Origin of the sequence: Halomonas citrativorans (assembly GCF_014898005.1) — a bacterium.
In the GTDB taxonomy this organism is placed as follows: domain Bacteria; phylum Pseudomonadota; class Gammaproteobacteria; order Pseudomonadales; family Halomonadaceae; genus Vreelandella; species Vreelandella citrativorans.
Genome location: NZ_JABUYX010000015.1, coordinates 26,661 through 53,489, shown reverse-complemented (window position 1 = coordinate 53,489; position 26,829 = coordinate 26,661). Strand labels below are relative to the sequence as shown.

Below are 26,829 nucleotides of genomic sequence, written 5' to 3'. Positions count from 1 at the left end.
CTAATCCATGGCACGTTTTTTCCGTCGCCGTAAGTTTTGCCGCTTCACTGCTGAAGGCGTCAAGCAGATCGACTATAAAGATCTGGACACCCTGAAAGCTTATATCACCGAAACTGGCAAGATCGTTCCGAGCCGTATCACCGGCACTAAAGCACGCTACCAGCGTCAGTTGGCGACTGCTATCAAGCGTTCGCGCTACCTGGCGCTGCTGCCCTACTCCGATAGTCACCAGTAAGCGTTTAACGTGATGCTGGCACTGGCAAGATGGCTAATGCGAGGGCTGCCTTACGCCGTAGGCGGGGCAGCGCTGGCCACGTTAGTGCCGTGGCTGTTTTGGTTAGGTGCTGCTATTGCTGCTTTGGTAACCCTGCGTAAAGGCTTTGCACCTGCGCTACCGGTTATTATCGCAGCGGCGCTACCCGCCGGTTTTTGGTGGTCGCAAGGCGACGTTATCCCGCTGGCCAGCGTATTGCTGGTAACGCTGATGGCGGTTGTCTTGCGTGAACGGATGCGTTGGAGTGAAGCGTTGCTGGCGGGCACCTTCGTGGCTGCAGCAATGGTACAGTTCGGCATCTTTAGCCTGCCAGGCGACATGGGGCCAATGCTTGAGCAACTACGACAAGGCTCTCCGGACGTTGATCGTATGCTCACAGAGTTGGCTAATCAGGGGTACGATACCCAAATGCTGGCTGCCATTGTGGTAGGGGGCGTTACGGGGCTTGTGGTTCTGATTGCGTCGATTGCATGTTTAGCCTTGGCGCGAAGCTGGCAAGCGGGGTTATATAACCCGGGCGGGTTTCGTGAAGAGTTTCATGCGTTACGACTCGCACCTAAAGAGCTTGCCGTGTTAGCGGTGCTTTGTGTGGTCGGCATGATGCTTGGGGGGCATGCGTTAGCAGTACTCGGCTGGATACCACTACTCGTTGCCGGCATTGCGTTAGTGCATGGTTATATTGGATTAAAGGGGATGAACGGGCTGTGGCTGGTAGCATTTTATGTGCTGCTGATCACGACCTGGCCCACGATTCTCATTGTGCTGCTGTTGGGGCTGATTGATACATTCGCGAACATTCGCGCACGCCTTGCCCGCGGCAACTGACAAGAGGTTTACGAGATGGAAGTCATTCTGCTCGACAACATTGGTAAGCTGGGCGGCCTGGGTGACAAGGTCACTGTTAAGCCTGGTTATGGTCGTAACTACCTGGTGCCTTACGGTTTAGCCGTACCGGCCACCAAAGAGAACGTTGACGCGTTCCAGGCACAGCGTGCTGAGCTTGAAGCTCAAGCGGCTGAGCGTAAAGCAGAAGCCCAAGCCCGCGCTGAGCAGCTGAACGACATCGAGCTTTCGCTTGTGTCTAAAGCTGGCGACGAAGGCAAGTTGTTTGGTTCTATCGGTCCGCGTGATCTGGCCGACGCTATTTCCTCTGCTGGCATCGAGGTTGCCAAGAGCGAAGTGCGTATGCCGCAAGGCCCGATTCGTCAAACTGGCGAATACGACATCGACCTCCACCTGCATGCAGAAGTGGACGCCGTTGTTCGCGTGGTAGTCGTCGCAGAGTAAACTTTGCTGCTGCTATTTACGCCAAAAGGGCGCGGGATTTCCCGCGCCCTTTGTTATTTAAGCCCTTTGTTATTTAAGCCCTGTGTTATTTAAGCCCTGTGCCATTTAAAGAAGGCCTATTTCCAAGCGGCTAGTGGTTTGTTGAAAGCCCTGAGCGTTTAGAAATAACCCTTTATGCGATGACCTAGCGGTGGTTGCTAACGGTTTGTCCGATTAAGATAGTGGTCTTTGTCGGCTATGCTGCACTATTGAAAGGAGCTCGCTATGGACCAGCCTTCTGCTGATCAGGAAACGGCAGCGCTGAAGCTGCCGCCGCATTCGCTGGAGGCGGAGCAGTCGGTGTTAGGCGGGCTAATGCTGGATAATCAGGCGTGGGATACGGTTTCCGAGCGCCTGGTAGCCGATGACTTTTATCGTTATGAGCACCGTTTGGTGTTTAACGTCATGATTCATCTGGCAGAGTCTGGACAACCCCTTGATGTCATCACCTTGTCAGAAGCGCTTGAAGAGCGAGATCACCTGGATACCGTGGGTGGCTTGGCTTTCCTGGCGGAGCTTGCCCGCAATACGCCTTCGGCGAGTAATATTCGCGCCTATTCGGATATTGTGCGTGAGCGGGCAACGCTTAGAAAGCTGATTCGAGCGGCGAATCAGATTGCAGAAGGCGCCTTTGCCCCCCAGGGGCGGCCAGCCGATGAGCTGCTTAATGAAGCTGAGCGGTTGGTTTTTCAGATTGCCGAAGAGCGCCCTAAAACGGGTGGCCCGATTGGCATGAGTGAGCTTCTGACCAAGGCGGTTGATCGCATTGATGAGCTCTTCAACCTGAAGGGCGAAATGACGGGGCTATCAACCGGCTTCCGTGATCTAGATGAAATGACGTCAGGGCTTCAGCCTTCGGACCTGGTCATCATTGCCGGGCGTCCCTCCATGGGTAAAACCACGTTTGCGATGAACCTGGTCGAACACGCGGTTATCGCCAGCGATAAGCCCGTGATGGTGTTCTCCATGGAGATGCCGGCTGAATCGCTGATGCTTAGGGTGCTGTCATCGCTTGGGCGCATCGACCAAACCCGCGTGCGTTCGGGGCAGTTGGAGGATGAGGATTGGCCGCGCCTAACGTCGGCGGTCAATCTGCTTAAAGACAAGCAGCTTTTTATCGATGACACCGCTGCGCTTTCACCTAATGAAATGCGCTCGCGTTTGCGCCGTGTCGTGCGTGAGCACGGCAATATGGCGCTGATCATGATCGACTACCTTCAGTTAATGCAGATCCCCGGTTTTTCTGAAAACCGCACGGGGGAAATATCGGAAATTTCGCGCTCGCTAAAAGGCTTGGCGAAAGAGTTTAAATGTCCGGTAGTAGCGCTTTCTCAGCTTAACCGCTCGCTGGAGCAGCGCCCCAACAAGCGCCCGGTCATGTCTGACTTGCGGGAATCAGGCGCCATCGAGCAGGATGCGGACGTTATCGCCTTCGTCTATCGTGACGAGGTGTATAACCAGGATAATCCAGATAATCAGGGCTTGGCTGAACTCATTATCGGTAAGCAGCGTAACGGGCCTATCGGAACGGTGCATATGGCGTTTATCGGCAAATATACCCGTTTTGAAGACCTGGCTCCCGACAGCTATGGCGAAGCCTTTGGTGATTAGAGTGAGGGTGTGACCAGCATCACGCCCTTGATATATTGAGCATACGGAAAAAAGAACGAACGGGAGTAATTCATGGCAGGTGGTTTTCGGCGTGGTAATCGTCAGCGTCTTCCCAAGCTTCAAGGGCGCGGAGAACTTCAGGAATTAGAGCGCGAAGGGCCTTTTAAAGAGTGGCTGGGTATGCCAGACCTTTATCGCTATCAGCTGGTCGTTGATGGTGAGAAGTACAGCTATCAAACAGAAGATGCTGAGCTTCCGGTCGCTATCGGCGATAACGTGGTATTTCGCTACAAAGAGACCAAGGGCGGTAACTGGATTGATCGTAACTCACTTGGTAAGGCGATTGATCCTTCTGAATATCAGTAGCCTCCTGAAAAGTTGCCCTCTTGGTCAATAAGTGCCAATGTAAGGTAACAGGAATGTAATAGGACGCAGTCATGCTGGGTCCTATTGTTGTATCCAATAACAGGAGGGAATCATGGAACTGAAAGCACTTAAACAGTTCGTCGATAGCCACGATAATTTCGAAATTCGCGTTATTACGCATTCGGGTAGTCGTTTTTATCAGCTTGAACTTGAAGATGTAGAAGGCGCGCGGCATATGCTCACCCAACGTGGTAAGCCCATGCTGTTTCGCTCGTTAGATGATGTGTATTTGGAGCTAAAACGTGCGGGTATTCATCGCGCGTATCTGGTTCAACATGTGCCTCAGGACGAAGTTATTGGTCGTGACGCGCATTACAGCGAGCCGCTAGCCTCACGAATGCCGCTGGTTTTTTAAAAAGCGGTTGATGAATCACTCTGTGTATTTACTGAATGCACACACAACAGTTAGCGTAACGTTTTTCCCACCCTCGCCTAAACCCTAATGCGGTGACAGGCAAAGAAAGCAGCCTGCATTCAACGCTTCTTGCAGGCTCGGTAGCAACAAAGCCCTACCAGCATCCTGGTCAACGCATTGCTTTAACCGCTTAACTTGCCTCTATTCGCCGTGCTTTTCAGGTGTTTTGCTTCTGGCCACCTTGTCGCTATTTTTTAAGTATCTTCGATCTGCGCTTAAAGCGTATTTGAAGTAAGGCGCGGGGCGGCGGAGTGCCACTTTACCGGTGATTATACAAATGATGTTGATAGTATAACTTTATGCCGCGCCTTATCGAAAAGTGTTAAGATTTTTGATAATTAGAAGCCGTCTTTGGAGTAAGCGTAATGACCGATAGCGTTGTGGTGGACCTGCCGGGCGAAGGCCGCTTGGCCCATGCATCCAGTGATCATCCGGCCGTGCCGCGGGCAAAAGTAGGTGTAGTTCTGGCTAACCTGGGGACGCCCGATGCCACTGATTATTGGTCGATGCGACGTTATTTAAGTGAGTTTCTCTCCGATAAGCGGGTAGTGGATTATCCCGATTGGAAGTGGCAACCGCTTCTGCAACTGATTATTTTATCCAAGCGGCCTTTTTCGTCGGGTAAAGCGTATAAAAGCATTTGGAACACCGAACAAAACGAAAGCCCGCTACTCACGATCACGCGGGCGCAAACCGAAAAACTGACGGAGCAGCTTACGGCCTTATACGGCGACAACGTTGAAGTGGATTTCTGTATGCGCTACGGCAATCCTTCAACGCGCAGCGTGTTAACGCGGATGAAAGAAAAGGGCTGTGAGAAGATTGTTTTCTTTCCGCTCTATCCACAGTACGCCTCGCCGACCACTGCAACCGCCAATGATGAGGCGTTTCGTGCCTTAATGAAGATGAAGTGGCAACCCTCTATTCGTACGGTGCCCGCCTATTTTGATCACCCTGCTTATCTACAGGCACTGGCGAATTCAGTAACAGATGTTTACGCCGAGCTTGAGACGCGGCCCACCAAGTTAGTTGCCAGCTACCACGGCGTGCCTGAGCGCTATTTGATGCAAGGCGACCCCTACTATTGCCAGTGCCAGAAAACCACGCGTCTCCTGGGCGAAACGCTAGGTTTTAGTCAGGAGGAAGTGGATACCACCTTTCAATCACAGTTTGGTCCTGAAAAGTGGGTGGGGCCTGCAACGGTCGAGCACGTAGCCGCGCTTGCCAAGCAGGGCCATAAACATATTGCGATTCTATCGCCTGCTTTCTCCTCCGACTGTGTGGAAACGCTAGAAGAAATCAAGGAGGAGATCCGCGATAGCTTTATGGAAGCAGGCGGCGAAACGTTTAGTTACATTCCCTGCTTAAATGATCGTAATGATCACATAAAGGCGCTGCTGGACATCGTGAATAACGAGCTTTTGGGTTGGCTCCAACAGTCGTAATGAACCGATAATCAAGACGTTATAAACGGCGATGAAGTAACAATAAGCACGCTATCTATTTGATTTTGAATGATTGCCTGGTAACACGCAGTGGCCTGTTATAGAGTCTACGACTTTATGATCACCTCGCGTGCTTAAAATAAGCGCTGTTACTCTACGGCTTTCGGCGTGCTCGTTAAAATCTGGTCCGAGCGCTTAAGGCAGAGTTATTGAAATAGAGCTCTTAAGACAGGGTGCTTGAGACAGAGCAGTTAAGAGAGAGCAGTGAACAGGGATGATGATCGCTACTCACCGCGAGAGGAATTGATGCTCAACGAACCCGCTTCATCATGGGGCAGATACACAGGAGATATCGCTAGATGCAATTCGCCGTTTTGATGGGGTTTGTATTAGCCGCGTTGGCACCACTTATGCAGCGCTGGTTTGCAGACCGTACGAGTATGGTATTGGCCCTTTTTCCTGCGCTCATCGCTGCGTGGCTGTTTTCTCAAGCACCCACAATCATTAATGACGGCCCGCTGCTAATGGAGTGGCAGTGGGTGCCTTTGTTAGGTATCAGCCTCACCTTTATGCTGGATGGTTTGTCCTTACTGTTCGGCTTGTTAATCAGCGTTATTGGCGCGTGCGTATTGGTGTATGCGGGGAGTTACTTAAAAGGCCACCCGGATATCGCGCGGTTTCATATCGCGCTGATGGCTTTTATGGTGTCCATGCTGGGGCTAGTGTTGGCCGATGGGCTGATTACGCTGTTTATTTTTTGGGAGTTAACCAGCGTTACTTCGTACCTGCTGATCGGGTTTAACCATACCGATATGCAGGCGCGTAAGTCGGCTCGCCAAGGGCTTTTTGTCACTTTTGCGGGTGGACTTGCGTTGATGGCCGGGCTTATCTTGCTGGGCATCGCCAGCGACCAGTGGTCGTTAACCGATATTCGCGCAATGGAAACCGACCTGCGAGAGCATGCCCTTTATACGCCCATGCTTATCTGTTTGCTGTTGGGCGCTTTCACTAAATCAGCTCAGTTTCCCTTTCATTTCTGGCTGCCCAACGCCATGGCAGCACCTACACCTGTCTCGGCTTATTTGCACTCTGCCACCATGGTGAAAGCCGGTATTTACCTCATGGCAAGGCTTCAGCCTGAACTGGGTGGAACGGCACTCTGGATAAGCATCCTCTCTGTGGTGGGCGCTATTACGCTGCTGTTGGGCGCCTTCCTGGCTATCCATCACACGAACATTAAAAAGCTGCTGGCTTACTCAACCATTATGGCGCTCGGCACATTGACGATGCTGCTGGGCATTGGTACCGAGTACGCCATGACAGCGTTTGTAACTTTTTTGCTCGCACACTCCTTGTACAAGGGGGCGCTGTTCATGGTGGCCGGTATTCTCGATCATGAAACGGGCACCAAGGATGTCACCGCAATGGGCGGGTTAAGGTCTTTGATGCCGGTGACGGCCACCATTGCATTGATAGCGGCGCTATCACTTGCTGGGGTGCCGCCGTTGCTTGGCTTTATTGGCAAAGAGCTTAAGTTTGAAGCGGTGCTGGGCGCAGGGGATTTTCAAGGCTTGCTAGTCGTGTTCGCATTTGTCAGCGCGATTATGACTATCGCCGTGGCGGCGATTGTTGCGCTACGGCCTTTTTACGGCAAGCGTCACGAAACCCCAAAAACGCCGCATGAAGCACCTTTCGGCATGTTAATGGGACCCGCACTGCTAAGCGTAGGCTCGCTGGTTTTTGGTCTGGCGCCCGCCATGTTTGGCGTTGACGCTCTTTTAACGTCAGCGGCAAGTGCGGTGGCAGGGCAGCCGAGAGAAGTGGCGCTGTCACTTTGGTACGGCGTTAATGCGGCGCTGATAATGTCCGTTGTTAGCCTGGGGTTGGGCTTTTTGCTGTTCAAGTACTGGGACAACGTACGAGGCAAGCTAACGCTGCTGGCCCCTGTTATGCGCTACGGCCCGGAAGCGGGCTATGAAGGCTTGTTAAATGGCCTGGTTCGGTTTGCGGAATGGCAAACCCGTGTGCTGCAAAATGGCTATATGCGCAACTATATTTTAGTCATGCTGGTCGTGCTGATTACGCTGTTGGGTAACTCCATTCTGGTGCGCCACTCTCCGCTGTTAGCCTTTGAACTTGATGTACGGTTTCATGAGGCTATCGTCGTTGGCACAATGGTGATGGGTGCCCTATATGCAACAATCACCCGCTCCCGGCTGGGTGCTGTCGTGTCAGTGGGTATTATGGGGTTCTCAATCGCGCTGGTCTTTATTCTTTTCAGCGCCCCTGACCTTGGGATCACCCAGCTTCTGGTTGAAACGCTCACGGTTATTTTACTGGTGCTGGTACTGTTCAGGCTGCCTCGCTTCTCGCATCTTTCGACCAGCCTGGAGCGTATTCGCGATGGCTCGGTAGCTGCGATGATGGGGATATTAATTTTCCTTCTGATCATGACGGCCTGGAGTATTAACCAGTTCGAGTCCATTTCTACCTATATGGTTGAAAACAGCGCACCGCTCGCTTTTGGCCGTAACATCGTCAACGTCATTTTGGTGGATTACCGGGCGCTGGATACGTTGGGCGAGATGTTTGTACTGGCGCTAGCCGCCATTGGCGTTATCGCTATGCTGAAGCTGCGCCACGAGCCAGAAAGCGCTAAGCCCACCAATGACAGCGGGAATACTGATAGCAGGGAGCCGTACGATGGTTAAATCGGGAACGATTATTTTAAACACGGCGGCCCGCTTTCTAATGCCGCTACAGCTCATGTTTTCGATATTTTTACTGCTTCGTGGACACGACGAGCCCGGCGGTGGGTTTATTGCAGGGTTAGTAGCGGCGGGGGCGTTTACCTTGTATCTGCTGGCGTTTGGCGTCAGTGCCACAAAAGAGGTTTTACGGATGGTCGACCCTCGCGACTTGATTGGCGTGGGGCTGTTGTTAGGCATGATTTCTGTTGTACCTGCCTGGTTTATGGGTCAGCCGTTTTTAACCGCGCAGTGGTGGACCATTCCGGTTATTGATTTTAAAGCCTCCACCCCGCTGATTTTTGATATTGGCGTTTACTTGGCGGTGTTGGGAGCGGTGATTGGTATGGTGATGGCGTTGATGGAGGTGGATAAGGATGAGCCTTAACATAACAGGAGGATTCGCATGGAACCGGTAATGGCGCTAGCGATTGGGGTTATGTATGCCACCGCTATTTTTATGATGCTGCGACGCTCCATTGTAAAACTGGTTATTGGGCTACTGCTGCTTTCCAACGCTGCTAACTTATTGATCTTTACTACTGCCGGAATGACGCGGGGCGCGCCACCGCTGATTCCAGAAGGTATGGTTCAGCCTATGGGCGATGTCGCTGACCCGTTGCCCCAAGCCGTTGTACTGACGGCTATCGTTATCGCATTTGGTGTGCTGGCCTTTGCTGTTGTATTGATTCGTCGTGCCTATGAAGTGGTGAAGGCTGATGACATGGATAAGATGAAGGATACTGATACGTGAGGCCTGAAGTTGCTCTTCCCGTCCTTTTACCCTTACTTTCAGGGGCTATTTCACTACTGTTTTGGCGTTCAAGGCCAATGCAGCGCTTTATCGCAGTCGCTGGAAATATAGCATTTCTGATCGTTAGCCTTTGGCTGTTTACGACAACCCTTTCCGAAGGCTATGTCACCATGCAAATGGGCAGCTGGCCTGCGCCGTTTGGGATTACGCTCATCGCCGATATGTTAAGTGCGGTGATGGTGCTACTGACCGGTATCATCGGCCTCGCCATGGGGATTTACTCCTTGGCGACGACCGGTCGTGGCCATGAGAAATTTGGCTACTATCCGTTAATGCACTTGTTGTTAGCCGGGGTGGCGGGAGCCTTTTTGACCGGCGATATCTTCAACCTGTATGTATGGTTTGAAGTAATGCTGGTGGCCTCTTTTGCGCTACTGATTTTGGGCGGCGAGCGGGCCCAGATGGAGGGAGCAATAAAGTACGTAACGCTTAACCTGCTGGCGTCGGTGATCTTTCTGACAGCGGTGGGGCTGCTGTACGGCACGGTCGGTACGCTTAACATGGCCGATATCGCACTGCGCATGAATGTCGTTGAGCACAATGGGATGGTCGAGGTGCTCGCGGTGATGTTTATGGTGGCCTTTGGGATTAAGGCGGCGGCCTTTCCGCTCTTTTTCTGGCTGCCTGCGTCTTACCATACGCCGCCGGTTGCCGTTTCAGCGCTGTTCGCAGGCCTTCTCACCAAAGTAGGCGTATATTCACTGTTCCGCGTGTTTACCTTGATCTTTGACCAGTCGATGGACTACCTACAGGAAATAATGTTGTGGGGGGCGGTGCTTACCATGGTGACCGGGGTGCTGGGTGCGGCTGCTCAATATGAGTTTCGGCGTATTTTGTCGTTTCATATCGTCAGCCAGATTGGTTATATGATTCTGGGCTTGGCGCTGTATACACCCTTGGCGATTGCTGGCGGCGTGTTTGCCATCATGCACAATATTGTTGTCAAGACGAACCTGTTTTTGATTAGCGGTATCACTCACCGCTTACAGGGCACGTACCAGCTAAAAAAGATGGGTGGGCTTTATAAAGAGCGCCCTTGGCTTGCCGTTGCGTTTTTTATCTCAGCATTTTCCCTCGCGGGGGTTCCTCCGTTATCCGGATTCTTCGCCAAGTTTGTCATTGTGCGGGCAGGTATTGAAGCCGAGGCGTATGTGATTACTGCCATTGCCTTGGGTGTGGGGTTATTAACGCTCTACTCCATGGTCAAGATATGGAACGAAGTCTTCTGGAAATCCTTGCCAGACGATAATCAGGTGCCTGTATCGAATACACCCTCTGGGGATGACGGGCGGCTTATTAAACCCAGCCTGTGGATGATGTATTTGCCCGTGGTGGTGCTGGCTCTGTTTTCAGTGCTAATCGGGGTTTTTGCTGAACCCATCATGAGCGTGATGACCACTATTGGTGACCAATTGCTGGCCCCCAGAGGCTATATTGATGCGGTGTTGGGCGTATCCGCGAGTGTTGAGGATGCGCTACTGATACCAGGCGAGTTGCAGGTAGAAATAATAGGCGGGGGGGACGCGCCATGACCGGTGCTATTTGGAACCTGCTGTTAGGATTGGCGTGGGTGCTACTAAGCGGCGACTTCACTGGCTTAAACCTGCTGGTAGGCATGATTTTCGGCTATATCACGCTGGTGATGATTGAGCCGCAAGTCAGCGCATTAAAAGGCTACCCGGCCAGGATTCCGCGCATTATTGGCTTTCTGGGCTTTTTTCTAAAGGAGCTTGTTCAAGCCAACCTGCGTGTTGCGTTTGATATTGTGACGCCGCCTTGGCACATGCAGCCAGGCGTGATTGCCATGCCGCTTTCCGCACGCACTGAAATGGAAATTACCCTGGTGGCTAATCTGATCTCTTTAACACCGGGAACGCTGAGCCTGGACGTCTCTGATGACCGCAAGGTGCTTTATATCCACGCCATGTTTCTTGATGATGAAGAAGAGCTAAGACGTAACTTAAAAGAAATGGAGCATCGAGCCCTGGAGTTATTTCGCTAATGGATACGGTTCTCTTGATTAGCCAGATCATTATGGGGCTGGCGCTAATTTTGACATTTGTGCGTGTGGTGCGCGGGCCAAGCCTGCCTGACCGAGTAGTGGCGCTTGAGCTTTTTTCTACTACAGTGGTCGGGCTGGTAGGCGTTTACGCCATTCAATCCGGGGTAGCCAGCTTTCTGGATGCCGCTATCGTTATTGCGCTAATGGGCTTTCTGGCCGCGATTGGCTTTGCACGCTTTTTGGAACGGGGAGGGCCTCGCGATGATTGAAACGATTAAAGGTGTGCTATTGCTGACAGGCTCTTTATTTATGCTCTTGGCGGCTATTGGCTTGCTACGTTTGCCGGACCTGCTAACGCGTATGCATGCCACTACCAAAGCGGCGGCATTAGGCGTTATTTTGATCATGCTGGCATCGGCGATGCATTTTTCTGAGGTAGGCGTGGTCGCTCGCTCCTTTGCGATTATCGTGTTTATCCTGATGACAGCCCCCGTTGCGGCGCATGTGATAGGACGGGCGGGTTACTTTGTGGGCTCTCGACTTTGGAGTGGTACGGTCAAGGATGAGCTTCGTCCCAACTACGACCCGTTAACCCACGAATTAAAAAGCGGTATGGAAACGAATGAAAATGCTAAACGTCAGCCACGAGCAACGGATCCCGATTAATGTGTTTCACTAATTTAGCGGTTGGTAAATAACTAATCGGTAAGAAGCCACCTTCGGGTGGTTTTTTTATAACACAATGTATCAGCAGGAAATGTCAGCGCCGTGACTTTACCTGGTGAAAGGTTGGTCGGCGTGGGTTTACGCCACAACGGCTAAGCACACGTTGTTTTCGTACAAATTCTGGTATCTGCTTGTTTTCCAGGCCATCATCAGGCATGCCAAGGACAGCCCAGGAAGAGACACCATGTTGCTCAAGATTAATTTGCCATTACGTCGCGCTTTTTGTCATACATCACTTGTAGTTACTGCCGGGGTGCTATCGGTAATGTTTAGCGGAAGCCTCTACGCTAACCCGCAGTTGATGACAGAAGTGGATGCCCGCGGTGCCGAAGAGCTACGCTATGCCAACTTTGAACAGTGGCGCAATGAGTTCCGTCGTTATGCAGCTGCTCAGGGGATCAGTGAATCAACGCTAGCCACCGCATTGGATAACGTGCGCTACCGTGAACGGGTGATTGAACTGGACCGTTACCAGCCGGAATTCGTGCGGCCTATTTGGGAATATCTCGACACTGCCGCCTCCGATACGCGCGTCAATGCAGGCCGTGAGAAACTTGACGCCCACCGCCAGACGGCATTAGAAATGCAGCAACGCTACGGCGTGCCCTCAGAAATCATCGTGGCGATTTGGGGCATCGAGAGCAATTACGGAAGCAATTTTGGTGATTTCTCGACCCTTGAGGCGCTCGCCACCTTGGCATACGACGGGCGTCGCCGGGATTTCGCACGCGGTGAACTGCTTGCGGCGTTACGTATTATTGACCAGGGCGATATCGCAGCCGAGCAAATGAAAGGCTCCTGGGCGGGTGCTATGGGGCATACCCAGTTTATCCCCAGTAGCTTTGAAGCTTATGCCGTGGATGGTGATAATAATGGCCGCCGTGATATCTGGGGCAGTATCCCCGATGTGATGGCCTCCACCGCCAACTATCTGGCGCGGGCAGGTTGGCAAGCAGGCGAACCCTGGGGGGTTGAGTTAGCGCTTCCTGCATCGTTTGATTATTCACAGACCGAGCGCCGCAGTAGCGCTGAGTGGGCGAGTCAAGGTGTACGCGCCCTGCAGGGTGAACTGCCCAATTTCGAGAGCGCGGCTATCGTCATTCCGGCCGGGGCGGAAGGGCCCGCCTTTTTGGTAGGCGCTAATTTTCGAGCGATTTTGCGCTATAACAACGCCACCAGCTACGCCCTGGCCGTGGCGACGCTGGCTGATAAAATTGCCGGGCGTGAGGGAATACGCCAGGCATGGCCGCGAGGGCAGACACCTTTAACCCGCGACGATGTCAAAGAACTCCAGAGGCGCTTGAATGAAGCGGGCTATTCGGTAGGCGGGGCTGACGGTGTGATGGGACCCAATACACGCCAAGGCGTGCGTGACTTTCAACGCAGCCAAGGCCTGACGCCGGATGGCTTCGCTACTCAGGCGCTGCTTGAAAGGCTGCGCTAGGTGCGTAGTTATGATTAATCACTTATTTCACCAAGGATGATGCTATGGGATTTGTGGCAAAAACGCTGTTAAGTAGTGTGCTGGTAAGTGCATTAGCCGCCAGCGCAGTGGCAAGCGATGATGATAAAGTGTTTGGCTGGGTTGAAAATGCCACCATAGAGCCCTGGGGCATCATGGTGAAGGCCAAGCTTGATAGTGGTGCCCTGACGTCATCTTTGGATGCGCGTGATATCGAAGTGTTTGAGAAAGAGGGCGAGGAGTGGGTGCGCTTTCGCTTAAAGCTAACAGACCAGCAGAACGACGAAGTGTTTAGCGACCGTCTTGAACGGCCGCTCTATCGTGAGTTGGCGGTGCGCGGCGCGGGCGGGCGTGATGAGCGCCCCGTTGTATTAATGGATGTGTGCATGGGCGATACGGTTTACGAAGAGCAGTTTAGCCTACGTGATCGCGAAGAAATGCATTATCCACTGCTGCTTGGCCGGCGTACCATCAGCCATTTAGGCTTGCTGGACGTGCGCGAAACATTCCAGCAAGAGCCATCCTGCAGTGACGATGCTGAGGTGGTGCCTCACGATCCAGAAGACCAGCAATCCTAGGTATTGAGCTCTAAAACAGCCGTGACAGCAACGCTGTGACGGCTGTTTCAACGCGTAAAATGCGCGGCCCAAGATGCATCCCCTCACAGCCAGCGTCCAGCAGTTTCTCAACTTCCCATGGGATAAACCCACCTTCTGGGCCGACCAACAGCAGCGTATTGTCGCTGATGCCACGTGGGCAGGCCATCGGCATGCCCGGGTGAGCCACAAGGCCATGGCGACCGCGAAGTAAAGCAGGCAGTTGCTCTTCAAGAAAGGGCCGAAAGCCTTTGGTCAGTGTCACGCTCGGTAGTTGGGTATCACGTGATTGCTCCAGACCCAGCACCAGGTGCTGATGAATTTTCTCGGGAAGAAGCTCTGGTGATTGCCAATAGCTTTTCTCTACGCGCTTGGTATGCAGTAGCGTAATTTCCTTCACCCCTAGCGCTGTCACATGCTCAAGCGTTCGCGCCAGCATGCGTGGTCGAGGTAGCGCGAGTACCAAATGCACGGGAAGAGCGGGGGGAGGCACGTCTGCTAACGGGTCAAGGACAAATACGGCAAGCTCAGTGGTTAATTCGACCAGCTGTGCTTTTCCCATTAAGCCACCCTGAACACCCACCGTTAACCGGTCACCGAGGGCGGCGCGATGGATGTCGCGTAAATGCGCTAATCTGCGTGCGTCTGTTATACGCGCATGGCCCTGGTGGTCGAGGTCGCTGGGGTGAAGCAAAATCAAATTCATAATCGGCATCTATTGGTCGAAGGGTGGGCACACTGTTGCGCAATATTCTACTCACATGGCTTGCATGGGCGCGTGGTGCAGGCACAATAATAGCATTGGGGAACACCCCCTATCGCGTTTAAGGAGATGCGCTGTGCGCGTAATTCGTAAGTATGCCAATCGCCGGTTGTACGACACTCAGCAAAGCCGTTATGTCACGCTTGAAGATCTGCGCCATCTTATTATTGAAGAAGCGCCGTTTCGGGTTGAGGATGCCAAAAGCGGTGAAGACCTGACGCGTACCATTCTGCTCTCCATCATTATTGAGCAGGAGCAGTCGGATAACGAAGCCGAAGTATTCTCTAACGACCTGCTGGCGCAGCTCATCCGGGTTTATGATATGTCGTCGCCTTTACCGCTGGCGCGTTATCTGGAGCAAGGCACGCAGCTTATGCTGGAGCAGCAAAAGCGTTTGCAAAGCCAATGGCAGCAGGCCATGCGCCATACGCCCATGGAGTTTATGCGCGAGCTGGCCGAAGAAAATATGCGCTTTTGGCAAAGCACCTTGAACCAGCCGCCCTCCACCAGCGACAAGGATGAGGATAAATCCTCCTAACGCCACGGGTGGTCACCTTGTGGCATAATGCGGCGCATAATCGCTCTCCCGTTCGAGAAGGAAGAACATGAAGGTTTTGATGATAGGTGGCGGCGGCCGCGAACATGCGTTGGCGTGGAAATTAGCGCAATCTGAGAATGTTGAGCAGGTATTCGTAGCGCCCGGCAATGCCGGTACGGCGACCGAAGATAAGCTGACCAATATCGATATTGCGGCCACCGACTTGGCCGGGCTGGAAGCATTTGCGCTCCAGGAGCGTATTGGCTTGACCGTCGTCGGTCCGGAAGCGCCTCTGGTCGAAGGCGTCGTTGACCGCTTCCAAGCGGCTGGCCTGACCATCTTTGGCCCTACCCAGGCCGCGGCCCAGCTTGAAGGCTCCAAGTCGTTTACCAAGGACTTCCTGGCACGCCATGCTATTCCAACGGCGGCTTATCAGACGTTTACCGCGGTAACGCCTGCGCTGGCATATTTACACACGGTTGGTGCGCCTATCGTCATCAAGGCGGATGGCTTGGCGGCAGGTAAGGGCGTGATCGTTGCCATGAGCGAAGTGGAGGCTGAAGCCGCCATTCGCGATATGCTCGAAGCCAATGCCTTTGGCGATGCTGGTGCTCGCGTTGTCATTGAAGAGTTTCTGGAAGGTGAAGAAGCGAGCTTTATCGTCATGGTCGATGGTGAAAACATCGTTCCCATGGCCACCAGCCAAGACCACAAGCGTGCCTACGATGGCGACACAGGCCCTAATACCGGCGGCATGGGCGCTTACTCACCTGCGCCGGTCGTTACGCCAGACGTTGATGCCCGCATCATGGAGCAGGTCATCGTGCCCACGGTTAAAGGGATGGCCGCTGAAGGCAATGCCTATACCGGATTTTTGTATGCCGGGTTGATGATCGACCAGACCGGGCAGCCCAAAGTGATTGAATATAACTGCCGCTTTGGTGACCCCGAAACTCAGCCCATCATGATGCGCCTGACGTCGGATCTTGCTGAGCTTTGCCTTGCCGGTGCCCAAGGGAAGTTGGCCGGTAAAACGTGCCATTGGGATTCACGTGCCGCGGTGGGTGTGGTCATGGCGGCGGGCGGTTATCCAGACAGCTACCGTAAAGGCGATGTCATTGATGGTTTGGCAAAAGCCGAGCAGCACAGCAAGGTGTTCCATGCGGGCACCGCGCTGAACGCGAACAACGAGGTAACGACCTCTGGCGGTCGTGTACTGTGTGTGACGGCACTGGGCGAGAGTGTATTTAGCGCACAGCAGCAGGCTTACAAAGGCGTCAAGGAGATTCGCTGGGAGGGGGCTGAATATCGCCGTGATATCGCTTACCGTGCTATTGCGCGAGAAAAAGCGTAATAAGCGCGTTGATACCGTAGCGCAAGGGGCGGGCCACTTATCACCACCGAAAGGAAACAGGTATGGAACGTGTCACGCTGGATTTTCCCGCTAACGCGGTTATTCATCGTCACCCTTTAACGGTGCGGGTAACCGATATGAATTACGGTCGGCATTTGGGGCATGACACAGTGGTTTCGCTGCTACATGAAGCCCGCGTTCACGCTTTTTCCGCCCTGGCGCTATCGGAATGGGACATGCACGGCTATCCAAGCGTGGTGGCCGACCTGGCCGTGCAGTATCAACGTGAAGCGCGTTGGCCTGATGCGTTGATCATTGAAACGGCGGTGCCTGAGCCGCAGGGCAAGGCATTAACCGTTTACCAGCGTATTTTGCAGCGCGACGGCGAACATATCGTGGCGACCGCCCGCGTTAACCAGTTGCTCATCGACGCCAATAGTGGGCGGCCGGTTGCGATACCTGAGCCCATCAAGCAGGCCTTGGCCCAAGCGAGGAGCGCTTAATGTCGCGGGAATATCCCATTATCGCCGTGACAGGCTCTTCGGGTGCGGGCACCACGACCGTAAGACGAAGCTTTGAGCGCATGTTTCTACGCGAAGATGTACATGCGGCCATGGTGGACGGTGACGCTTTTCACCGCTATACACGCGACGATCTTCACCGCATGTTTCGTGAAGAGCCTGAGCGTAAGCATGAGCTTTCGCATTTTGCAGTCGAAGCTAACCTGCTTGACCGCCTTGAAGGGGTGTTTGCCGAGTATGGCGAGCATGGCACGGGCACGTTTCGGCACTATATTCACGCGGAAGACAAGCAGAAAATCGAAGCGGGCTACCGCGTAGGCACCTTTACGGAGTGGCAGTCGCTCCCATGTGGTACCGACCTGTTGTTCTATGAAGGTTTACATGGCGGGCTGGTAACCCAAGAGTACGACATTGCTCGCCATGTGGATCTGTTGGTAGGCGTTGCGCCGACCATGAATCTTGAATGGATTCAGAAAATTGATCGTGATACCAAGCTGCGTGGCTACTCCCAGGAAGCGGTGATCGATACGATTCTGGGCCGCATGAACGATTACGTGCGCTATATTCAGCCGCAATTCTCCCGCACCCATATCAACTTTCAACGGGTGCCTACCGTCGATACGTCCAACCCCTTTGAAGTGCAGGATATCCCCACAGATGCCGAGTCGTTTGTGGTGATACGATTTCGTGATCCCTCAACCGTTGATTTTCCCTGGCTTCTTGCAATGATCAAGGATGCCTTTATGACGCGGCCACATACGTTGGTCGTGCCTGGCGCGCGCATGTCGTTAGCCATGGAACTGATTTTGGCACCCCTGGTGCGCCATTTATTATCCCAGCGCCGCTTTCGTTAACCGCGTTTGCAAATGCCGGGCGACAAGCTGCAACGATAACAAGGAGTGGGTATGGAGTGTTTATTCTGCAAAATCATCAATCGTGAGATCCCGGCTGATATCGTTTATGAAGACGAGCACGTTCTCGCCTTTAACGACATTAGCCCTATGGCGCCCACTCATCAGCTGATTATTCCCAAAAAGCACATCGCCACTTTAAATGACATTGAAGAAGGTGATCTTGAGCTGGTCGGCCGTTTGCAGTTCACTGCTGCCAGGCTTGCCAAGCAGCAGCGCTTTGCCGAAGACGGTTATCGTGTTGTGATGAATTGCAACGAAAAGGGCGGTCAGACGGTCTACCACATACACATGCATTTATTAGGTGGTCGTCAGTTTACGTGGCCTGCGGGCTAACATACGGCCTTCAAGCTACCTTTAAGACAGTCTTTAAGACAGCCTTTAAGACAAGTTTGCTGTTAAGCGGAGTAAGCCATGAAGCGCCAGCTTAGTCGGTCTGATTGCTTAATTCATCAGTTTGATACAGCGTTACGGTCGCTGATGCCTCGCGCCGCTACATCACAGCGTAACCACCCCGCCAGTCAACTTGCAGATAGGGTGTTTGATGGCCACCAACGACGTCATACCGCAGGTCTGATGCGTGTTAATCATGTGATTGGTGTATCGAATCAGGCGCTGTATCAGGGCCAGAGTATTACCGCAGCGCTTCCCCATGCGCGTACGCAAATGGTGCAATCCGCTGCGGAGGCGTTTGATCACTTGGCGTGGTGTGAAGAGCGGCTGGTGCAACTGAATAGTCGCACCAGCTACTTTACGCCCTTTTTCTATACCGCTGCATTTGGGGTTGGGGCTATCTCTGGGTTAACCAGCGAGCGTCTAAGCCTTGGTATGATTGCCGCTACCTGCGAGCTTTCAGGTAAACACTTTGAAGAGCAGCAGGCCAGGCTAATGGCAGACGATCAGCGCTCGCGTGCGCTGCTTCGCCAGATGGCTGCGGATGAAGCGCACCAGGCGCATTTAGCGATAGAGGCGGGGGGCCTGCGTTTCCCTGCGCCGATTAAATGGGGGCTACGGTTTATCGCTCAAGGTGCCACTAAAGGCGCCTACTATTTCTGATGTGCTATTTCTGACGTGCTATTGCTTAGTACCGGCATCGGGAATGAAAAGCATCAGCAAGGAAGGCAAGTTATCCTTAAATTCTTGACGAATGGCGAGTTATCGCCAACGCTTAATCAGGTCAACGCTCATCGTACGTAAGGTAGCGTGCGTTTTCTAAAGCAGAAAAGCGTCACCAGGGAAAAGGAGAAAGATGATGCTAGGCAATGCGATGCTGTTTTTGATTATTGCGATTATCGCCGGTGTGCTCGGTTTTTCGGGGATCGCGGGGGTTGCATCAACCATCGCGCAAATTCTATTCGTTCTGTTTCTCATCCTGTTTGTGGTATCGCTTTTTACAGGGCGACGCCGTTAGCATAAGGGCTACTTATAGAGACCTTTCATAAAGGCTTTTCATAAAGACTTTGGATAGAACCAGCTAAACAAAAAGCCCCGTTTGGGGCTTTTTGCATACGGGTCAGCCGTACTGTTACCGGGTATGGAACGCTAAAAAATCAGGCATCAATACGCTTGTACTTCATGCGCTTGGGCGTATCGTTACCTACCCGCTTCTTATGATCGTTTTCATAGTCGGTATAGTTACCGTCGAAGAAGACGACTTCAGAATCACCTTCAAACGCCAGAATGTGCGTGGCAATACGGTCCAGGAACCAGCGATCATGAGAAATCACCATGGCGCAGCCTGGGAAGGCAAGAAGGGCTTCTTCAAGCGCACGCAGTGTCTCAATATCAAGGTCGTTAGAAGGCTCATCCAGCAGGAGTACGTTGGCGCCCTGTTTGAGCGTTTGGGCAAGCTGCAAGCGTCCACGCTCACCACCGGACAGCTCATCCAGGCGTTTCTGCTGGTCATTACCTTTAAAGTTAAAGCGACCAACGTAGGCACGTGAGGACACTTCGTAGCCGTTGATGTTGAGAATGTCCTGCTCGCCAGACACCGCCTGCCAAACCGTCTGCTTGTCATCAAGCGCATCACGTAACTGCTCAACGTAAGCGATCTCAACCGTGTCCCCGATGACCACTTCACCCGTGTCTGGCTGCTCTTTACCGGTGATGAGTTTAAACAGGGTCGATTTACCCGCACCGTTTCCGCCGACGATGCCAACAATCGCACCTTGGGGAATAGTGAAGGAAAGGTCTTCATACAGCAGCTTGTCTTCAAAGCGCTTGGAGACATTATGAAACTCGATGACCTTATCACCCAGGCGCGGGCCAGGCGGAATATAGATCTCGTTGGTTTCATTGCGTTTCTGGAAGTCGCCGGACTGCATCTCTTCAAAGCGGTTAAGGCGCGCTTTGCTTTTGGCCTGACGACCTTTAGCGTTACTGCGCACCCACTCAAGCTCTTGCTTGATGGCTTTTTGCCGCGATGCTTCCTGCTTGGCTTCCTGGGTCAGGCGGTGCTCTTTTTGCTCTAGCCACTGAGAGTAGTTGCCTTCAAACGGGATGCCTTGACCACGGTCGAGCTCCAGAATCCAGCCCGCTACGTTGTCCAGGAAGTAACGGTCGTGGGTAATCGCCACAACGGTACCGTTATAGTCATGCAGGAAGCGCTCCAGCCAGGCAACCGATTCGGCGTCCAGGTGGTTGGTTGGCTCATCCAGAAGCAGCATGTCCGGGCTTGAAAGCAGTAGGCGACAAAGCGCGACACGGCGCCGTTCACCACCTGAAAGGTTGCCCACTTTGGCATCCCACGGCGGCAAGCGAAGCGCTTCGGCAGCGACTTCAAGCTTACGCTCAAGGTTGTGGGCATCGGCGGCTTCAATGATGTTTTCAAGGCGTGCTTGCTCGCTTGCCAGTGCATCGAAGTCGGCATCAGGCTCAGCGTAGGCAGCATAAACAGCGTCCAGCTTCTCCTGCGCTTCCTTGATAGCGCCTAGTGCTTCTTGAACGGTGTCGCGGACATTTTTCTCATCATCAAGCTGCGGCTCTTGGGGGAGATAACCGACATTGATACCCGGCATCGGACGAGCTTCACCCTCAAACTCTTTATCGACACCCGCCATAATGCGCAGCAGTGTGGATTTACCGGCACCGTTTAAACCCAAAACGCCGATTTTGGCGCCCGGGAAAAACGATAGCGAAATATCCTTGAGAATTTGTTTTTTGGGTGGCACAACTTTGCCAACCCGGTTCATGGTGAATACGTAAGAACCTGTTTGACCTTTTTTGTCACCTTTTGACATGGTCTATTTTTCCTCTAATTCAGTTTTCATGGGGCTTTTAGAGCGATGGTGAACGCTCAAAGCAGAAAAAATAAAAGTTAAGTTTTTCTTTCCTGTGCTCCTGTTCTTTATTATACTTAAAAAAGTTGTGTTTTGGGGGCAATATGAGTTATCGAGTTATCGAACAGGTGGTGAATGCTGCGCGAAGAAAGCTGCTTGTGCAAGACCATATCCCCGTCTATTACCCAAACCTATACGTCACCTTCGAGCTCTCAGGCAAGGCCCTGGAAACCACAAAAAAGTACCTTGAACACTTGGCTGTATTTGAGGACTTCCTCGCTTTCTCATCCATCGACCTTATTTCCCGCCTGGAGCAGCGCCCCAAATCGCAGTACCTGACAGACAGCGAAATCTCTCGGTTTGTGTCAGACGCGGGATTCAACAAGGTAACCTTGGCCAAAAAGTATGCGGGTATGCGCTTACATCCAACGGCATACGAACAAGTTGGCAAGGTCCATGCGAAACAGCGTATTGAAGCAGTACGCGATTACCTGGCTTTTTTATACGACAAGCTGGGTGATCACTTGACGCGAGATGAAGCGCTTGACGATGTTAAACGGCGTTTTAATCGCAAAATTAAAGCGGCTAGTCCGGGGTGGAAAAAGACGCGAATCGATGAGATGAAAGGGCTGACTTCCTCGGCACGGAGTCGATTGTTGGAAGTAATGCACCCGGAGAGTGCTGAGAATCCATTCGCAGATGAAGCCATTAAGCTGCGGAACTATATCATTTTACTGTTAGGTCTCGATTTGGGGCTGCGCCGTTCTGAAATGCTTCTAATCAACACCAAAGATTTTCACTGTGACGTTCCTGAGCTTAACGTGGTCAATCTTCATGATGAAAACTTAGACTTTCGCACAACGGCCCCGCAATTCAAAACTCACGAACGCGTGTTGAAATTAGGTGATGACCTAAGTTGGGCGATCAGTGAATATGAGTCGAAATATCGCTACAGAAAGAACCATACAGGCCCATCGCAGGCGAAAAAGCATCCGTTTTTGCTAGTAGCGCATAGGCGAAATGAAGGTAAGCCTATGAGCATCAAAGCGCTGGATGGCGTTTTCACTCGGATCGGAAAAGCAGTGCCTAATCTGGCTCACATTCATCCCCATATTCTGAGGCATGACGCGGTCTACACGATGCTCGAAAGCATGCGGGAGGAGCTTGAAACGCTCACGCCTGAGGATCGTACAACTCAAGTTCAAAAAACCCTTACTTGGATGTTTGGTTGGAGTCCTGAATCGAACATGCCGGGTCTCTACGGGGCGAAGTTTTGGAAGGAAGAAGCAGATAAAGCTATGACAAAACGCTCGGATAAATTCAAGGCAATCAGAAAGGGTGTCGAGACTGAAATTCGCAAGGGACGCAAAGAATGAATATCGCAATTTCAGCCTTTGAAGCACCGACTAAGGACTCGCTTGAAGAGTGGCTGAATACACCTCGACTCGCCAAATGCGGCGAGTTTTTCACTCCGGCCAAACCAATGTGGTGGCCTGATAGGTCATCTAACCAATCGGTCAATTGGCAAATCGCAATCGCTGCTGTCCCGTCCGACTGGCAGCGCTGGTTACACGCCGCCCTGGCCTACCGCATGGTGGAGTTTGGACAGAGCACTATTGTAGCAGTTGCTGGAATTCTTTCGCGCGCGGCGCAGGTAGGGCTCGATCCTCTCAATGAGTATCACCTGATTGATTTGCGCGAGCGTTTTGCTGTGAACGAATTTTCCACGCTGACCGGTTTCATGAAATTTTGGCAAGAGTGTGAATCGCTTGAACAGCGACCATCACAAGTCCTGATTGATGCTTATGACGCACTACCCAGAAAAAAACGGCCCCGAAACGATGTCATCTTGCGCTTAGACCCTGAACAGGGACCGTTCACGCAGGTGGAGCAAGACGCCCTACACCAGTGGTTACATGAGCAGTTCTGCCACGACAATTTAGAGCCTGAGCGCTACCTCTACTTACGTTTAGCAATGATCTACGGACAACGTGGTATACAACTACGCATGATTGTCTTTGGTGACTTTATCAAAACCGAGCGGGGCTACCAGATTCGAATATTCTGGGCGAAGCAGAAAGGTGATGATGCTGGATGGAGGGCAAAGCCCGAGATCTTCAACTTAGATAAGGACCTTTACAATATTGTGCAGGCCTATCGGTCGATTGTCCTCGCTCAACTTGAGCATGAATATCCTGGTCGAGCCGATTGGGATAAAGCGATTGAGCATGTGCCACTCTTTCGTCGCAAGTTGGCTCATAAAAGATTGGGTAGAAAGCCAGTCCCCGTTATAGTTGACCTGCCTGATCAAAATGCGTTGGAGCAGGCACCACAGGCAAAGTTTCATGTTAATGCTAGTGTTATAACGTCTTGGCTGCTTCATATGGAAAGTATGCCTGACTTTCCCATTTCTTCGCGGACACATCAGCCTCTGAAAATCAGTAAGTGCCATCGTTTCAGGCATACGCTCGGTACCGATCTCTCGAATGCAGGACTGGATGAGTGGTCAATCGCTAGCGCATTATTGCATTCTGATACACACACCGTCCGTAAATACCGAGCGGTATCAGCAGAGTTGATGAAGCTGGTTGACGAGAAGATGAGCGATCATCTCGCGCTGGTAGTGAGAGCTTTTACGGGTACTATCGTGACAGATCGTGCTTCAGCCAAAAATGGGGATCGAGTAGATCGCCAGATTGAGGATTTGGCCATCTGTGGTGCCGATACAACCTGCCATCTTGACGCCCCATTCACTTGTTACGGATGTAGCAAATTCCAGCCACTCCTTGACGCGGATCACAGCGCCACACTTGAGCGATTGGAGCGTCGCCGTGCGCAAACCATTGCCACGGATAAAACCACGGGTGTGCTCTGGGACCGTGCAATTCTGGCGTGTCGCAAAATAATTCTCGATTGCACTGCGCTGCGTGAATCAGGAAAAGCAGGCGGAAATGACGCATGAGTAGCATTATCGATTTTAAACCCCAGAGCCACCTTAAAGCCGCCGAGCAACTGGATGCTTTTATCGCGTGGGCGAAAGCCACTTTGCCCAAGGGGGAGCCTAATAAACGGGTTCATGCTGGGATTCGGTGGGATATGGACTCGTGGCATCATTCGGGAGTTGTCAGTTGCTCCTTCACTGCGCATGGATCACATAGAAATGCGAAGGCGAAAGACAAAAAGTATATGCAGCCGCCGTTCATCGATTTCGCCAAGGCGCTAATTGTGTATCGCAGAGTATTTCAAGGAAAGAAATCGATGAGGTCCTGGCTCTCCGTTGCCAAGTTCCTTGAGGTTGCGCTGGTCGAGTTGTCCGGAACAAGGGACGTGACAAAAGTGTCGGCTGCTATCTGCAACAAAGCCTGTGAGCACTTCATAAACGAGTATCCTGTCGGTGATATTGCATATATTAATAGCAAAAGTCTCGAACAGATAGTCCAATTGATGAGGGCTAAAGGGTTACTAACTACACCCTTTCGATGGTCTTCGCCGCTGCGATGTAAAAGCTCAGGTACGCTAGAGGAGCAGAAGAAAAATCACGACAAAAAAATGCCGAGTCGTGAATCCATTCAAGCTTTGGGTGAACTGTTTAATAACGACCTAGCGAGTCCGCTAGACATCATAACCACTTCAGCGTGCGCCCTCTTACTTAGTCAGCCGAGTCGCATCGGAGAATTAGCCGATGTTGAGTGTGACTGTGTGGTGTTCAAAGAGGGTGCTAATGGTGGTCAGCGCATGTTCCTGCGCTGGTATGCTGAGAAGGGTTATGGAGCGACGACTAAGCCCGTTGTGACAGGCATGGAACCTGCAGTAAAACGTGTCATTGAGTTGGTGGCTCCGATCACTTATGAGGCGCGCCAATATGCGGCATGGCTCGATGATCATCCTGATGACTATCCTCCTCATGCAGGTGTACCCCAGAAAGGCCCAGATGAACCGCTCTCGTATGGAGAGGCCTGTGCAGCGTTAAAAATGCACGCGAATGCCCAGAAATCACCGCGAAGTTCTTTTAAGGCTAAGTTTCTAGACTCCCTAACAAAAAATAAAGCACTAAGTCCTGAGGCACAGGTTGTATTAGACGAGATACGAGAAGGATGGGATACCAGTAAAGGGGAGCGAATTTATGTGAATGGCAGAATTGGCTACTTTCAGTTTAACGATAGAGCGGTCATTACGTTGCGCAAGCTCAATATCCTAATGCGCGAAAAGTACCTGCCCAAAGACTTTCCGTATACCTCACCTGCGTCAGATGGCAAGAAGCGCGTGAAGTACCGTGATGCGTTGTTTACAGTGCGAACAGGTAGTCTGCCTAATGAGACAAAGAATGCCTTAGCAATTAAACATGATTTAGGAGTAGAGATTGCCGTCAACCCTAACCGAATGATGGGACAATTAGGAGATGCTCCGCACACGCAGAGTATTTTCGAGCGGCATGGATATAAGGGCGTGAAGGTGAACACACACGCTTTTCGTCACGAGCTGAATACTGAGATGCACCGAGCGGGCCTTTCACAACTACTTATCGATGCGTTTTCTGGACGTACTGCTATGGGCTCGGTCTACAACCATGAGACCGTCGAGGAACGTACCCAAAGGGTTGCCCACTATCACCCCAAAACGAAGCACAGCAACGCGGCTCAGCGGTTGGAGAAGGTCAAAACAAATCAACCATTGAGTCTCAGTGATGTGAGAGATCTGCAAGAGGGAGATCAGGACCGAATTATTCATCAGACCCACGTTGGGATTTGTGTACATAACTTTGCCTCCGAACCCTGCCCGAAAATGGGGGCCTGCTTGAGCTGTGGTCGGCTCGGTTGTGTGAAGGGTGACTATGCGAAACTCGCAAATCTAAAAGAGGAACGCGAAGACCTTAAACGCCGCTACGACAAAGCGCGTGATGCGCAGTATCGCGATATTTTTGGGGCCTCAGAGTGGGTCAAAAAAGTGAGCATGGATCTCTATAAATGTGACGCGCTGATCCAAACCCTGGAGAACCCTGAACTCGAAAACGGTGACATCGTTTGGAACGTCGATAATGGTTGGACGCTGACCAACAATGCCGCCGCAATGGCAGGGCTGATCGATGCCAAAGAAATCGAAGCGAAAAATGAGCAATTGCCGTCATTAGATGATTTGTCAGCAATGCTAGACGAGATCGAGGTATAGCAATGGGGCATTTAACGAAGAAAGATGAAGCGCGCATCATCAAGCTAATTGAAGAGTGGTCGGAGCCAAAGCTGACCTGGCCTCTACTCGTTGAAGCATGCAAAGAAAAACTGGGTATCAGTCGTGCTCGCCAATCTCTGATGAAGCTTCCAGCCATTGATATGGCGATGAAGAATCGCAAGGCTGCATTGAAGGCCCCAAAGGAAAAACCAGGATGGATTGGCGACATTCGCGAAGCGAACGAGCGCATTGAAGAGCTGACCGAGACTAATCAGAAGCTTATGGGTGCTCTTCGTGATATGCATGCGCGATTCCTTATTTGGCAGGCAAACGCTGATATGCATGGGGTAACGCAATCGATGCTTGAGCAGCCTGTGTCTCAGCTTCAGAAGAAAACCTAGTTGAGTGTTCTAAAGTTATTTCTTAGTGGACACTACCATGATCCAATTAAACG

At 52.1% G+C, this 26,829-nt stretch carries 29 protein-coding genes; 27 read left to right on the top strand and 2 right to left on the bottom strand.

What is annotated here, in order from left to right; all coding sequences use genetic code 11:
• The first annotated feature begins 7 nt into the window (after positions 1–7).
• The 16 genes from rpsR to rloA3 all read left to right on the top strand — a co-directional run bounded on the left by rpsR (position 8) and on the right by rloA3 (position 13,826).
• On the top strand, positions 8–235 hold the full coding sequence (gene rpsR / locus INT20_RS13075; protein ID WP_009097135.1) for a 30S ribosomal protein S18: 228 nt from the start codon (positions 8–10) through the stop codon (positions 233–235).
• Positions 236–247: 12 nt separating this feature from the next.
• A complete protein-coding gene (locus INT20_RS13070; RefSeq protein ID WP_087107798.1) occupies positions 248–1,099 on the top strand; it encodes a hypothetical protein in 852 nt (283 codons plus the stop codon).
• A 15-nt stretch (positions 1,100–1,114) separates the two neighbouring features.
• Complete coding sequence (gene rplI, locus INT20_RS13065) at positions 1,115–1,561, top strand: 50S ribosomal protein L9 (protein ID WP_172116091.1); 447 nt, start codon at positions 1,115–1,117, stop codon at positions 1,559–1,561.
• Positions 1,562–1,825: 264 nt separating this feature from the next.
• Positions 1,826–3,211 (top strand): replicative DNA helicase, encoded by a 1,386-nt coding sequence (gene dnaB, locus INT20_RS13060; RefSeq protein ID WP_193057058.1) that lies wholly within the window; start codon positions 1,826–1,828, stop codon positions 3,209–3,211.
• A 72-nt stretch (positions 3,212–3,283) separates the two neighbouring features.
• The gene (locus INT20_RS13055; RefSeq protein WP_087107793.1) at positions 3,284–3,577 is read left to right on the top strand and encodes a hypothetical protein; all 294 of its coding nucleotides are present in this window, start codon (positions 3,284–3,286) and stop codon (positions 3,575–3,577) included.
• Between the two features lie 112 nt (positions 3,578–3,689).
• Positions 3,690–3,992: a DUF6482 family protein gene (locus INT20_RS13050; protein WP_172116093.1), complete on the top strand. Its 303-nt coding sequence runs from the start codon at positions 3,690–3,692 to the stop codon at positions 3,990–3,992.
• A gap of 425 nt (positions 3,993–4,417) precedes the next feature.
• Positions 4,418–5,497, top strand: coding sequence for a ferrochelatase (gene hemH / locus INT20_RS13045; RefSeq protein WP_193057057.1), 1,080 nt, complete (start codon positions 4,418–4,420; stop codon positions 5,495–5,497).
• Between the two features lie 359 nt (positions 5,498–5,856).
• Positions 5,857–8,208, top strand: coding sequence for a putative monovalent cation/H+ antiporter subunit A (locus INT20_RS13040; protein ID WP_172116095.1), 2,352 nt, complete (start codon positions 5,857–5,859; stop codon positions 8,206–8,208).
• Positions 8,201–8,632 carry a Na+/H+ antiporter subunit B gene (locus tag INT20_RS13035; RefSeq protein WP_087107785.1) on the top strand — a complete coding sequence of 144 codons (432 nt, stop codon included), beginning with the start codon at positions 8,201–8,203 and terminating at the stop codon, positions 8,630–8,632. Before INT20_RS13040 ends, INT20_RS13035 begins: the two co-directional genes overlap by 8 nt.
• An 18-nt stretch (positions 8,633–8,650) precedes the next feature.
• Positions 8,651–8,998 (top strand): Na+/H+ antiporter subunit C, encoded by a 348-nt coding sequence (locus INT20_RS13030; RefSeq protein ID WP_172116096.1) that lies wholly within the window; start codon positions 8,651–8,653, stop codon positions 8,996–8,998.
• Positions 8,995–10,590 (top strand): Na+/H+ antiporter subunit D, encoded by a 1,596-nt coding sequence (locus INT20_RS13025; RefSeq protein ID WP_193057056.1) that lies wholly within the window; start codon positions 8,995–8,997, stop codon positions 10,588–10,590. The genes INT20_RS13030 and INT20_RS13025 overlap by 4 nt, the downstream gene beginning before the upstream one ends.
• Positions 10,587–11,060, top strand: a complete 474-nt coding sequence (locus tag INT20_RS13020; protein WP_193057055.1) for a Na+/H+ antiporter subunit E — start codon at positions 10,587–10,589, stop codon at positions 11,058–11,060. The genes INT20_RS13025 and INT20_RS13020 overlap by 4 nt, the downstream gene beginning before the upstream one ends.
• Entirely contained in the window at positions 11,060–11,329 is a 270-nt protein-coding gene (locus INT20_RS13015) for a monovalent cation/H+ antiporter complex subunit F (RefSeq protein WP_087107777.1), read from the top strand. The genes INT20_RS13020 and INT20_RS13015 overlap by 1 nt, the downstream gene beginning before the upstream one ends.
• On the top strand, positions 11,322–11,726 hold the full coding sequence (mnhG, locus tag INT20_RS13010) for a monovalent cation/H(+) antiporter subunit G (protein ID WP_193057054.1): 405 nt from the start codon (positions 11,322–11,324) through the stop codon (positions 11,724–11,726). Before INT20_RS13015 ends, mnhG begins: the two co-directional genes overlap by 8 nt.
• Before the next feature lie 244 nt (positions 11,727–11,970).
• Positions 11,971–13,230, top strand: coding sequence for a lytic murein transglycosylase (locus tag INT20_RS13005; protein WP_172116100.1), 1,260 nt, complete (start codon positions 11,971–11,973; stop codon positions 13,228–13,230).
• Between the two features lie 44 nt (positions 13,231–13,274).
• Positions 13,275–13,826, top strand: a complete 552-nt coding sequence (gene rloA3 / locus INT20_RS13000) for a retropepsin-like aspartic peptidase RloA3 (protein ID WP_193057053.1) — start codon at positions 13,275–13,277, stop codon at positions 13,824–13,826.
• Between the two features lie 10 nt (positions 13,827–13,836).
• On the opposite strand, the gene INT20_RS12995 is transcribed toward rloA3, so the two are convergent.
• Positions 13,837–14,550 carry a 16S rRNA (uracil(1498)-N(3))-methyltransferase gene (locus INT20_RS12995; RefSeq protein ID WP_193057052.1) on the bottom strand — a complete coding sequence of 238 codons (714 nt, stop codon included), beginning with the start codon at positions 14,548–14,550 and terminating at the stop codon, positions 13,837–13,839.
• A 133-nt stretch (positions 14,551–14,683) separates the two neighbouring features.
• On the opposite strand from INT20_RS12995, the gene phaR reads away from it, so the two are divergent.
• The 7 genes from phaR to INT20_RS12960 all read left to right on the top strand — a co-directional run bounded on the left by phaR (position 14,684) and on the right by INT20_RS12960 (position 19,342).
• A complete protein-coding gene (gene phaR / locus INT20_RS12990) occupies positions 14,684–15,145 on the top strand; it encodes a polyhydroxyalkanoate synthesis repressor PhaR (protein WP_193057051.1) in 462 nt (153 codons plus the stop codon).
• A gap of 67 nt (positions 15,146–15,212) precedes the next feature.
• A complete protein-coding gene (purD, locus tag INT20_RS12985; protein ID WP_193057050.1) occupies positions 15,213–16,499 on the top strand; it encodes a phosphoribosylamine--glycine ligase in 1,287 nt (428 codons plus the stop codon).
• Positions 16,500–16,561: 62 nt separating this feature from the next.
• The gene (locus INT20_RS12980; protein ID WP_193057049.1) at positions 16,562–17,002 is read left to right on the top strand and encodes an acyl-CoA thioesterase; all 441 of its coding nucleotides are present in this window, start codon (positions 16,562–16,564) and stop codon (positions 17,000–17,002) included.
• Entirely contained in the window at positions 17,002–17,874 is an 873-nt protein-coding gene (locus INT20_RS12975) for a phosphoribulokinase (RefSeq protein WP_172116106.1), read from the top strand. The genes INT20_RS12980 and INT20_RS12975 overlap by 1 nt, the downstream gene beginning before the upstream one ends.
• A gap of 51 nt (positions 17,875–17,925) precedes the next feature.
• A complete protein-coding gene (locus INT20_RS12970) occupies positions 17,926–18,267 on the top strand; it encodes a histidine triad nucleotide-binding protein (protein WP_193057048.1) in 342 nt (113 codons plus the stop codon).
• Positions 18,268–18,345: 78 nt separating this feature from the next.
• Positions 18,346–18,987, top strand: coding sequence for a 2-polyprenyl-3-methyl-6-methoxy-1,4-benzoquinone monooxygenase (gene coq7 / locus INT20_RS12965; protein ID WP_193057047.1), 642 nt, complete (start codon positions 18,346–18,348; stop codon positions 18,985–18,987).
• Positions 18,988–19,183: 196 nt separating this feature from the next.
• Positions 19,184–19,342, top strand: a complete 159-nt coding sequence (locus INT20_RS12960; RefSeq protein ID WP_018918588.1) for a DUF1328 domain-containing protein — start codon at positions 19,184–19,186, stop codon at positions 19,340–19,342.
• 139 nt (positions 19,343–19,481) lie between these two features.
• Here the strand turns inward: INT20_RS12960 and ettA are convergent, their stop codons facing one another.
• On the bottom strand, positions 19,482–21,170 hold the full coding sequence (gene ettA / locus INT20_RS12955) for an energy-dependent translational throttle protein EttA (protein WP_193057046.1): 1,689 nt from the start codon (positions 21,168–21,170) through the stop codon (positions 19,482–19,484).
• A 143-nt stretch (positions 21,171–21,313) separates the two neighbouring features.
• Here ettA and INT20_RS12950 point away from each other — a divergent pair, with 143 nt between their 5' ends.
• From INT20_RS12950 to INT20_RS12935, 4 genes are read left to right on the top strand one after another with little or no spacing between them, the layout of a single operon-like run.
• Positions 21,314–22,585 (top strand): site-specific integrase, encoded by a 1,272-nt coding sequence (locus INT20_RS12950; protein WP_193057045.1) that lies wholly within the window; start codon positions 21,314–21,316, stop codon positions 22,583–22,585.
• Positions 22,582–24,171 carry a site-specific integrase gene (locus INT20_RS12945; protein ID WP_193057044.1) on the top strand — a complete coding sequence of 530 codons (1,590 nt, stop codon included), beginning with the start codon at positions 22,582–22,584 and terminating at the stop codon, positions 24,169–24,171. Before INT20_RS12950 ends, INT20_RS12945 begins: the two co-directional genes overlap by 4 nt.
• Positions 24,168–26,375 carry a hypothetical protein gene (locus tag INT20_RS12940; protein WP_193057043.1) on the top strand — a complete coding sequence of 736 codons (2,208 nt, stop codon included), beginning with the start codon at positions 24,168–24,170 and terminating at the stop codon, positions 26,373–26,375. The genes INT20_RS12945 and INT20_RS12940 overlap by 4 nt, the downstream gene beginning before the upstream one ends.
• Before the next feature lie 2 nt (positions 26,376–26,377).
• On the top strand, positions 26,378–26,776 hold the full coding sequence (locus INT20_RS12935) for a hypothetical protein (protein ID WP_193057042.1): 399 nt from the start codon (positions 26,378–26,380) through the stop codon (positions 26,774–26,776).
• The last annotated feature ends 53 nt before the right edge of the window (positions 26,777–26,829 follow it).

Bases quoted from the DNA above. Each gene is read 5' to 3' on its own strand.
- INT20_RS12935 (WP_193057042.1), top strand. From the start codon at position 26,378: ATGGGGCATTTAACGAAGAAAGATGAAGCGCGCATCATCAAGCTAATT.
- INT20_RS13050 (WP_172116093.1), top strand. From the start codon at position 3,690: ATGGAACTGAAAGCACTTAAACAGTTCGTCGATAGCCACGATAATTTC.
- INT20_RS12960 (WP_018918588.1), top strand. From the start codon at position 19,184: ATGCTAGGCAATGCGATGCTGTTTTTGATTATTGCGATTATCGCCGGT.
- ettA (WP_193057046.1), bottom strand. From the start codon at position 21,170: ATGTCAAAAGGTGACAAAAAAGGTCAAACAGGTTCTTACGTATTCACC.
- coq7 (WP_193057047.1), top strand. From the start codon at position 18,346: ATGAAGCGCCAGCTTAGTCGGTCTGATTGCTTAATTCATCAGTTTGAT.
- INT20_RS12980 (WP_193057049.1), top strand. From the start codon at position 16,562: ATGGAACGTGTCACGCTGGATTTTCCCGCTAACGCGGTTATTCATCGT.
- INT20_RS12995 (WP_193057052.1), bottom strand. From the start codon at position 14,550: ATGAATTTGATTTTGCTTCACCCCAGCGACCTCGACCACCAGGGCCAT.
- hemH (WP_193057057.1), top strand. From the start codon at position 4,418: ATGACCGATAGCGTTGTGGTGGACCTGCCGGGCGAAGGCCGCTTGGCC.
- mnhG (WP_193057054.1), top strand. From the start codon at position 11,322: ATGATTGAAACGATTAAAGGTGTGCTATTGCTGACAGGCTCTTTATTT.
- rpsR (WP_009097135.1), top strand. From the start codon at position 8: ATGGCACGTTTTTTCCGTCGCCGTAAGTTTTGCCGCTTCACTGCTGAA.
- INT20_RS13055 (WP_087107793.1), top strand. From the start codon at position 3,284: ATGGCAGGTGGTTTTCGGCGTGGTAATCGTCAGCGTCTTCCCAAGCTT.
- dnaB (WP_193057058.1), top strand. From the start codon at position 1,826: ATGGACCAGCCTTCTGCTGATCAGGAAACGGCAGCGCTGAAGCTGCCG.
- INT20_RS12970 (WP_193057048.1), top strand. From the start codon at position 17,926: ATGGAGTGTTTATTCTGCAAAATCATCAATCGTGAGATCCCGGCTGAT.
- INT20_RS13005 (WP_172116100.1), top strand. From the start codon at position 11,971: ATGTTGCTCAAGATTAATTTGCCATTACGTCGCGCTTTTTGTCATACA.
- rloA3 (WP_193057053.1), top strand. From the start codon at position 13,275: ATGGGATTTGTGGCAAAAACGCTGTTAAGTAGTGTGCTGGTAAGTGCA.
- INT20_RS12940 (WP_193057043.1), top strand. From the start codon at position 24,168: ATGAGTAGCATTATCGATTTTAAACCCCAGAGCCACCTTAAAGCCGCC.
- INT20_RS13035 (WP_087107785.1), top strand. From the start codon at position 8,201: ATGGTTAAATCGGGAACGATTATTTTAAACACGGCGGCCCGCTTTCTA.
- INT20_RS13070 (WP_087107798.1), top strand. From the start codon at position 248: ATGCTGGCACTGGCAAGATGGCTAATGCGAGGGCTGCCTTACGCCGTA.
- INT20_RS12945 (WP_193057044.1), top strand. From the start codon at position 22,582: ATGAATATCGCAATTTCAGCCTTTGAAGCACCGACTAAGGACTCGCTT.
- INT20_RS13040 (WP_172116095.1), top strand. From the start codon at position 5,857: ATGCAATTCGCCGTTTTGATGGGGTTTGTATTAGCCGCGTTGGCACCA.
- INT20_RS12950 (WP_193057045.1), top strand. From the start codon at position 21,314: ATGAGTTATCGAGTTATCGAACAGGTGGTGAATGCTGCGCGAAGAAAG.
- INT20_RS13030 (WP_172116096.1), top strand. From the start codon at position 8,651: ATGGAACCGGTAATGGCGCTAGCGATTGGGGTTATGTATGCCACCGCT.
- INT20_RS13020 (WP_193057055.1), top strand. From the start codon at position 10,587: ATGACCGGTGCTATTTGGAACCTGCTGTTAGGATTGGCGTGGGTGCTA.
- INT20_RS13015 (WP_087107777.1), top strand. From the start codon at position 11,060: ATGGATACGGTTCTCTTGATTAGCCAGATCATTATGGGGCTGGCGCTA.
- INT20_RS12975 (WP_172116106.1), top strand. From the start codon at position 17,002: ATGTCGCGGGAATATCCCATTATCGCCGTGACAGGCTCTTCGGGTGCG.
- rplI (WP_172116091.1), top strand. From the start codon at position 1,115: ATGGAAGTCATTCTGCTCGACAACATTGGTAAGCTGGGCGGCCTGGGT.
- purD (WP_193057050.1), top strand. From the start codon at position 15,213: ATGAAGGTTTTGATGATAGGTGGCGGCGGCCGCGAACATGCGTTGGCG.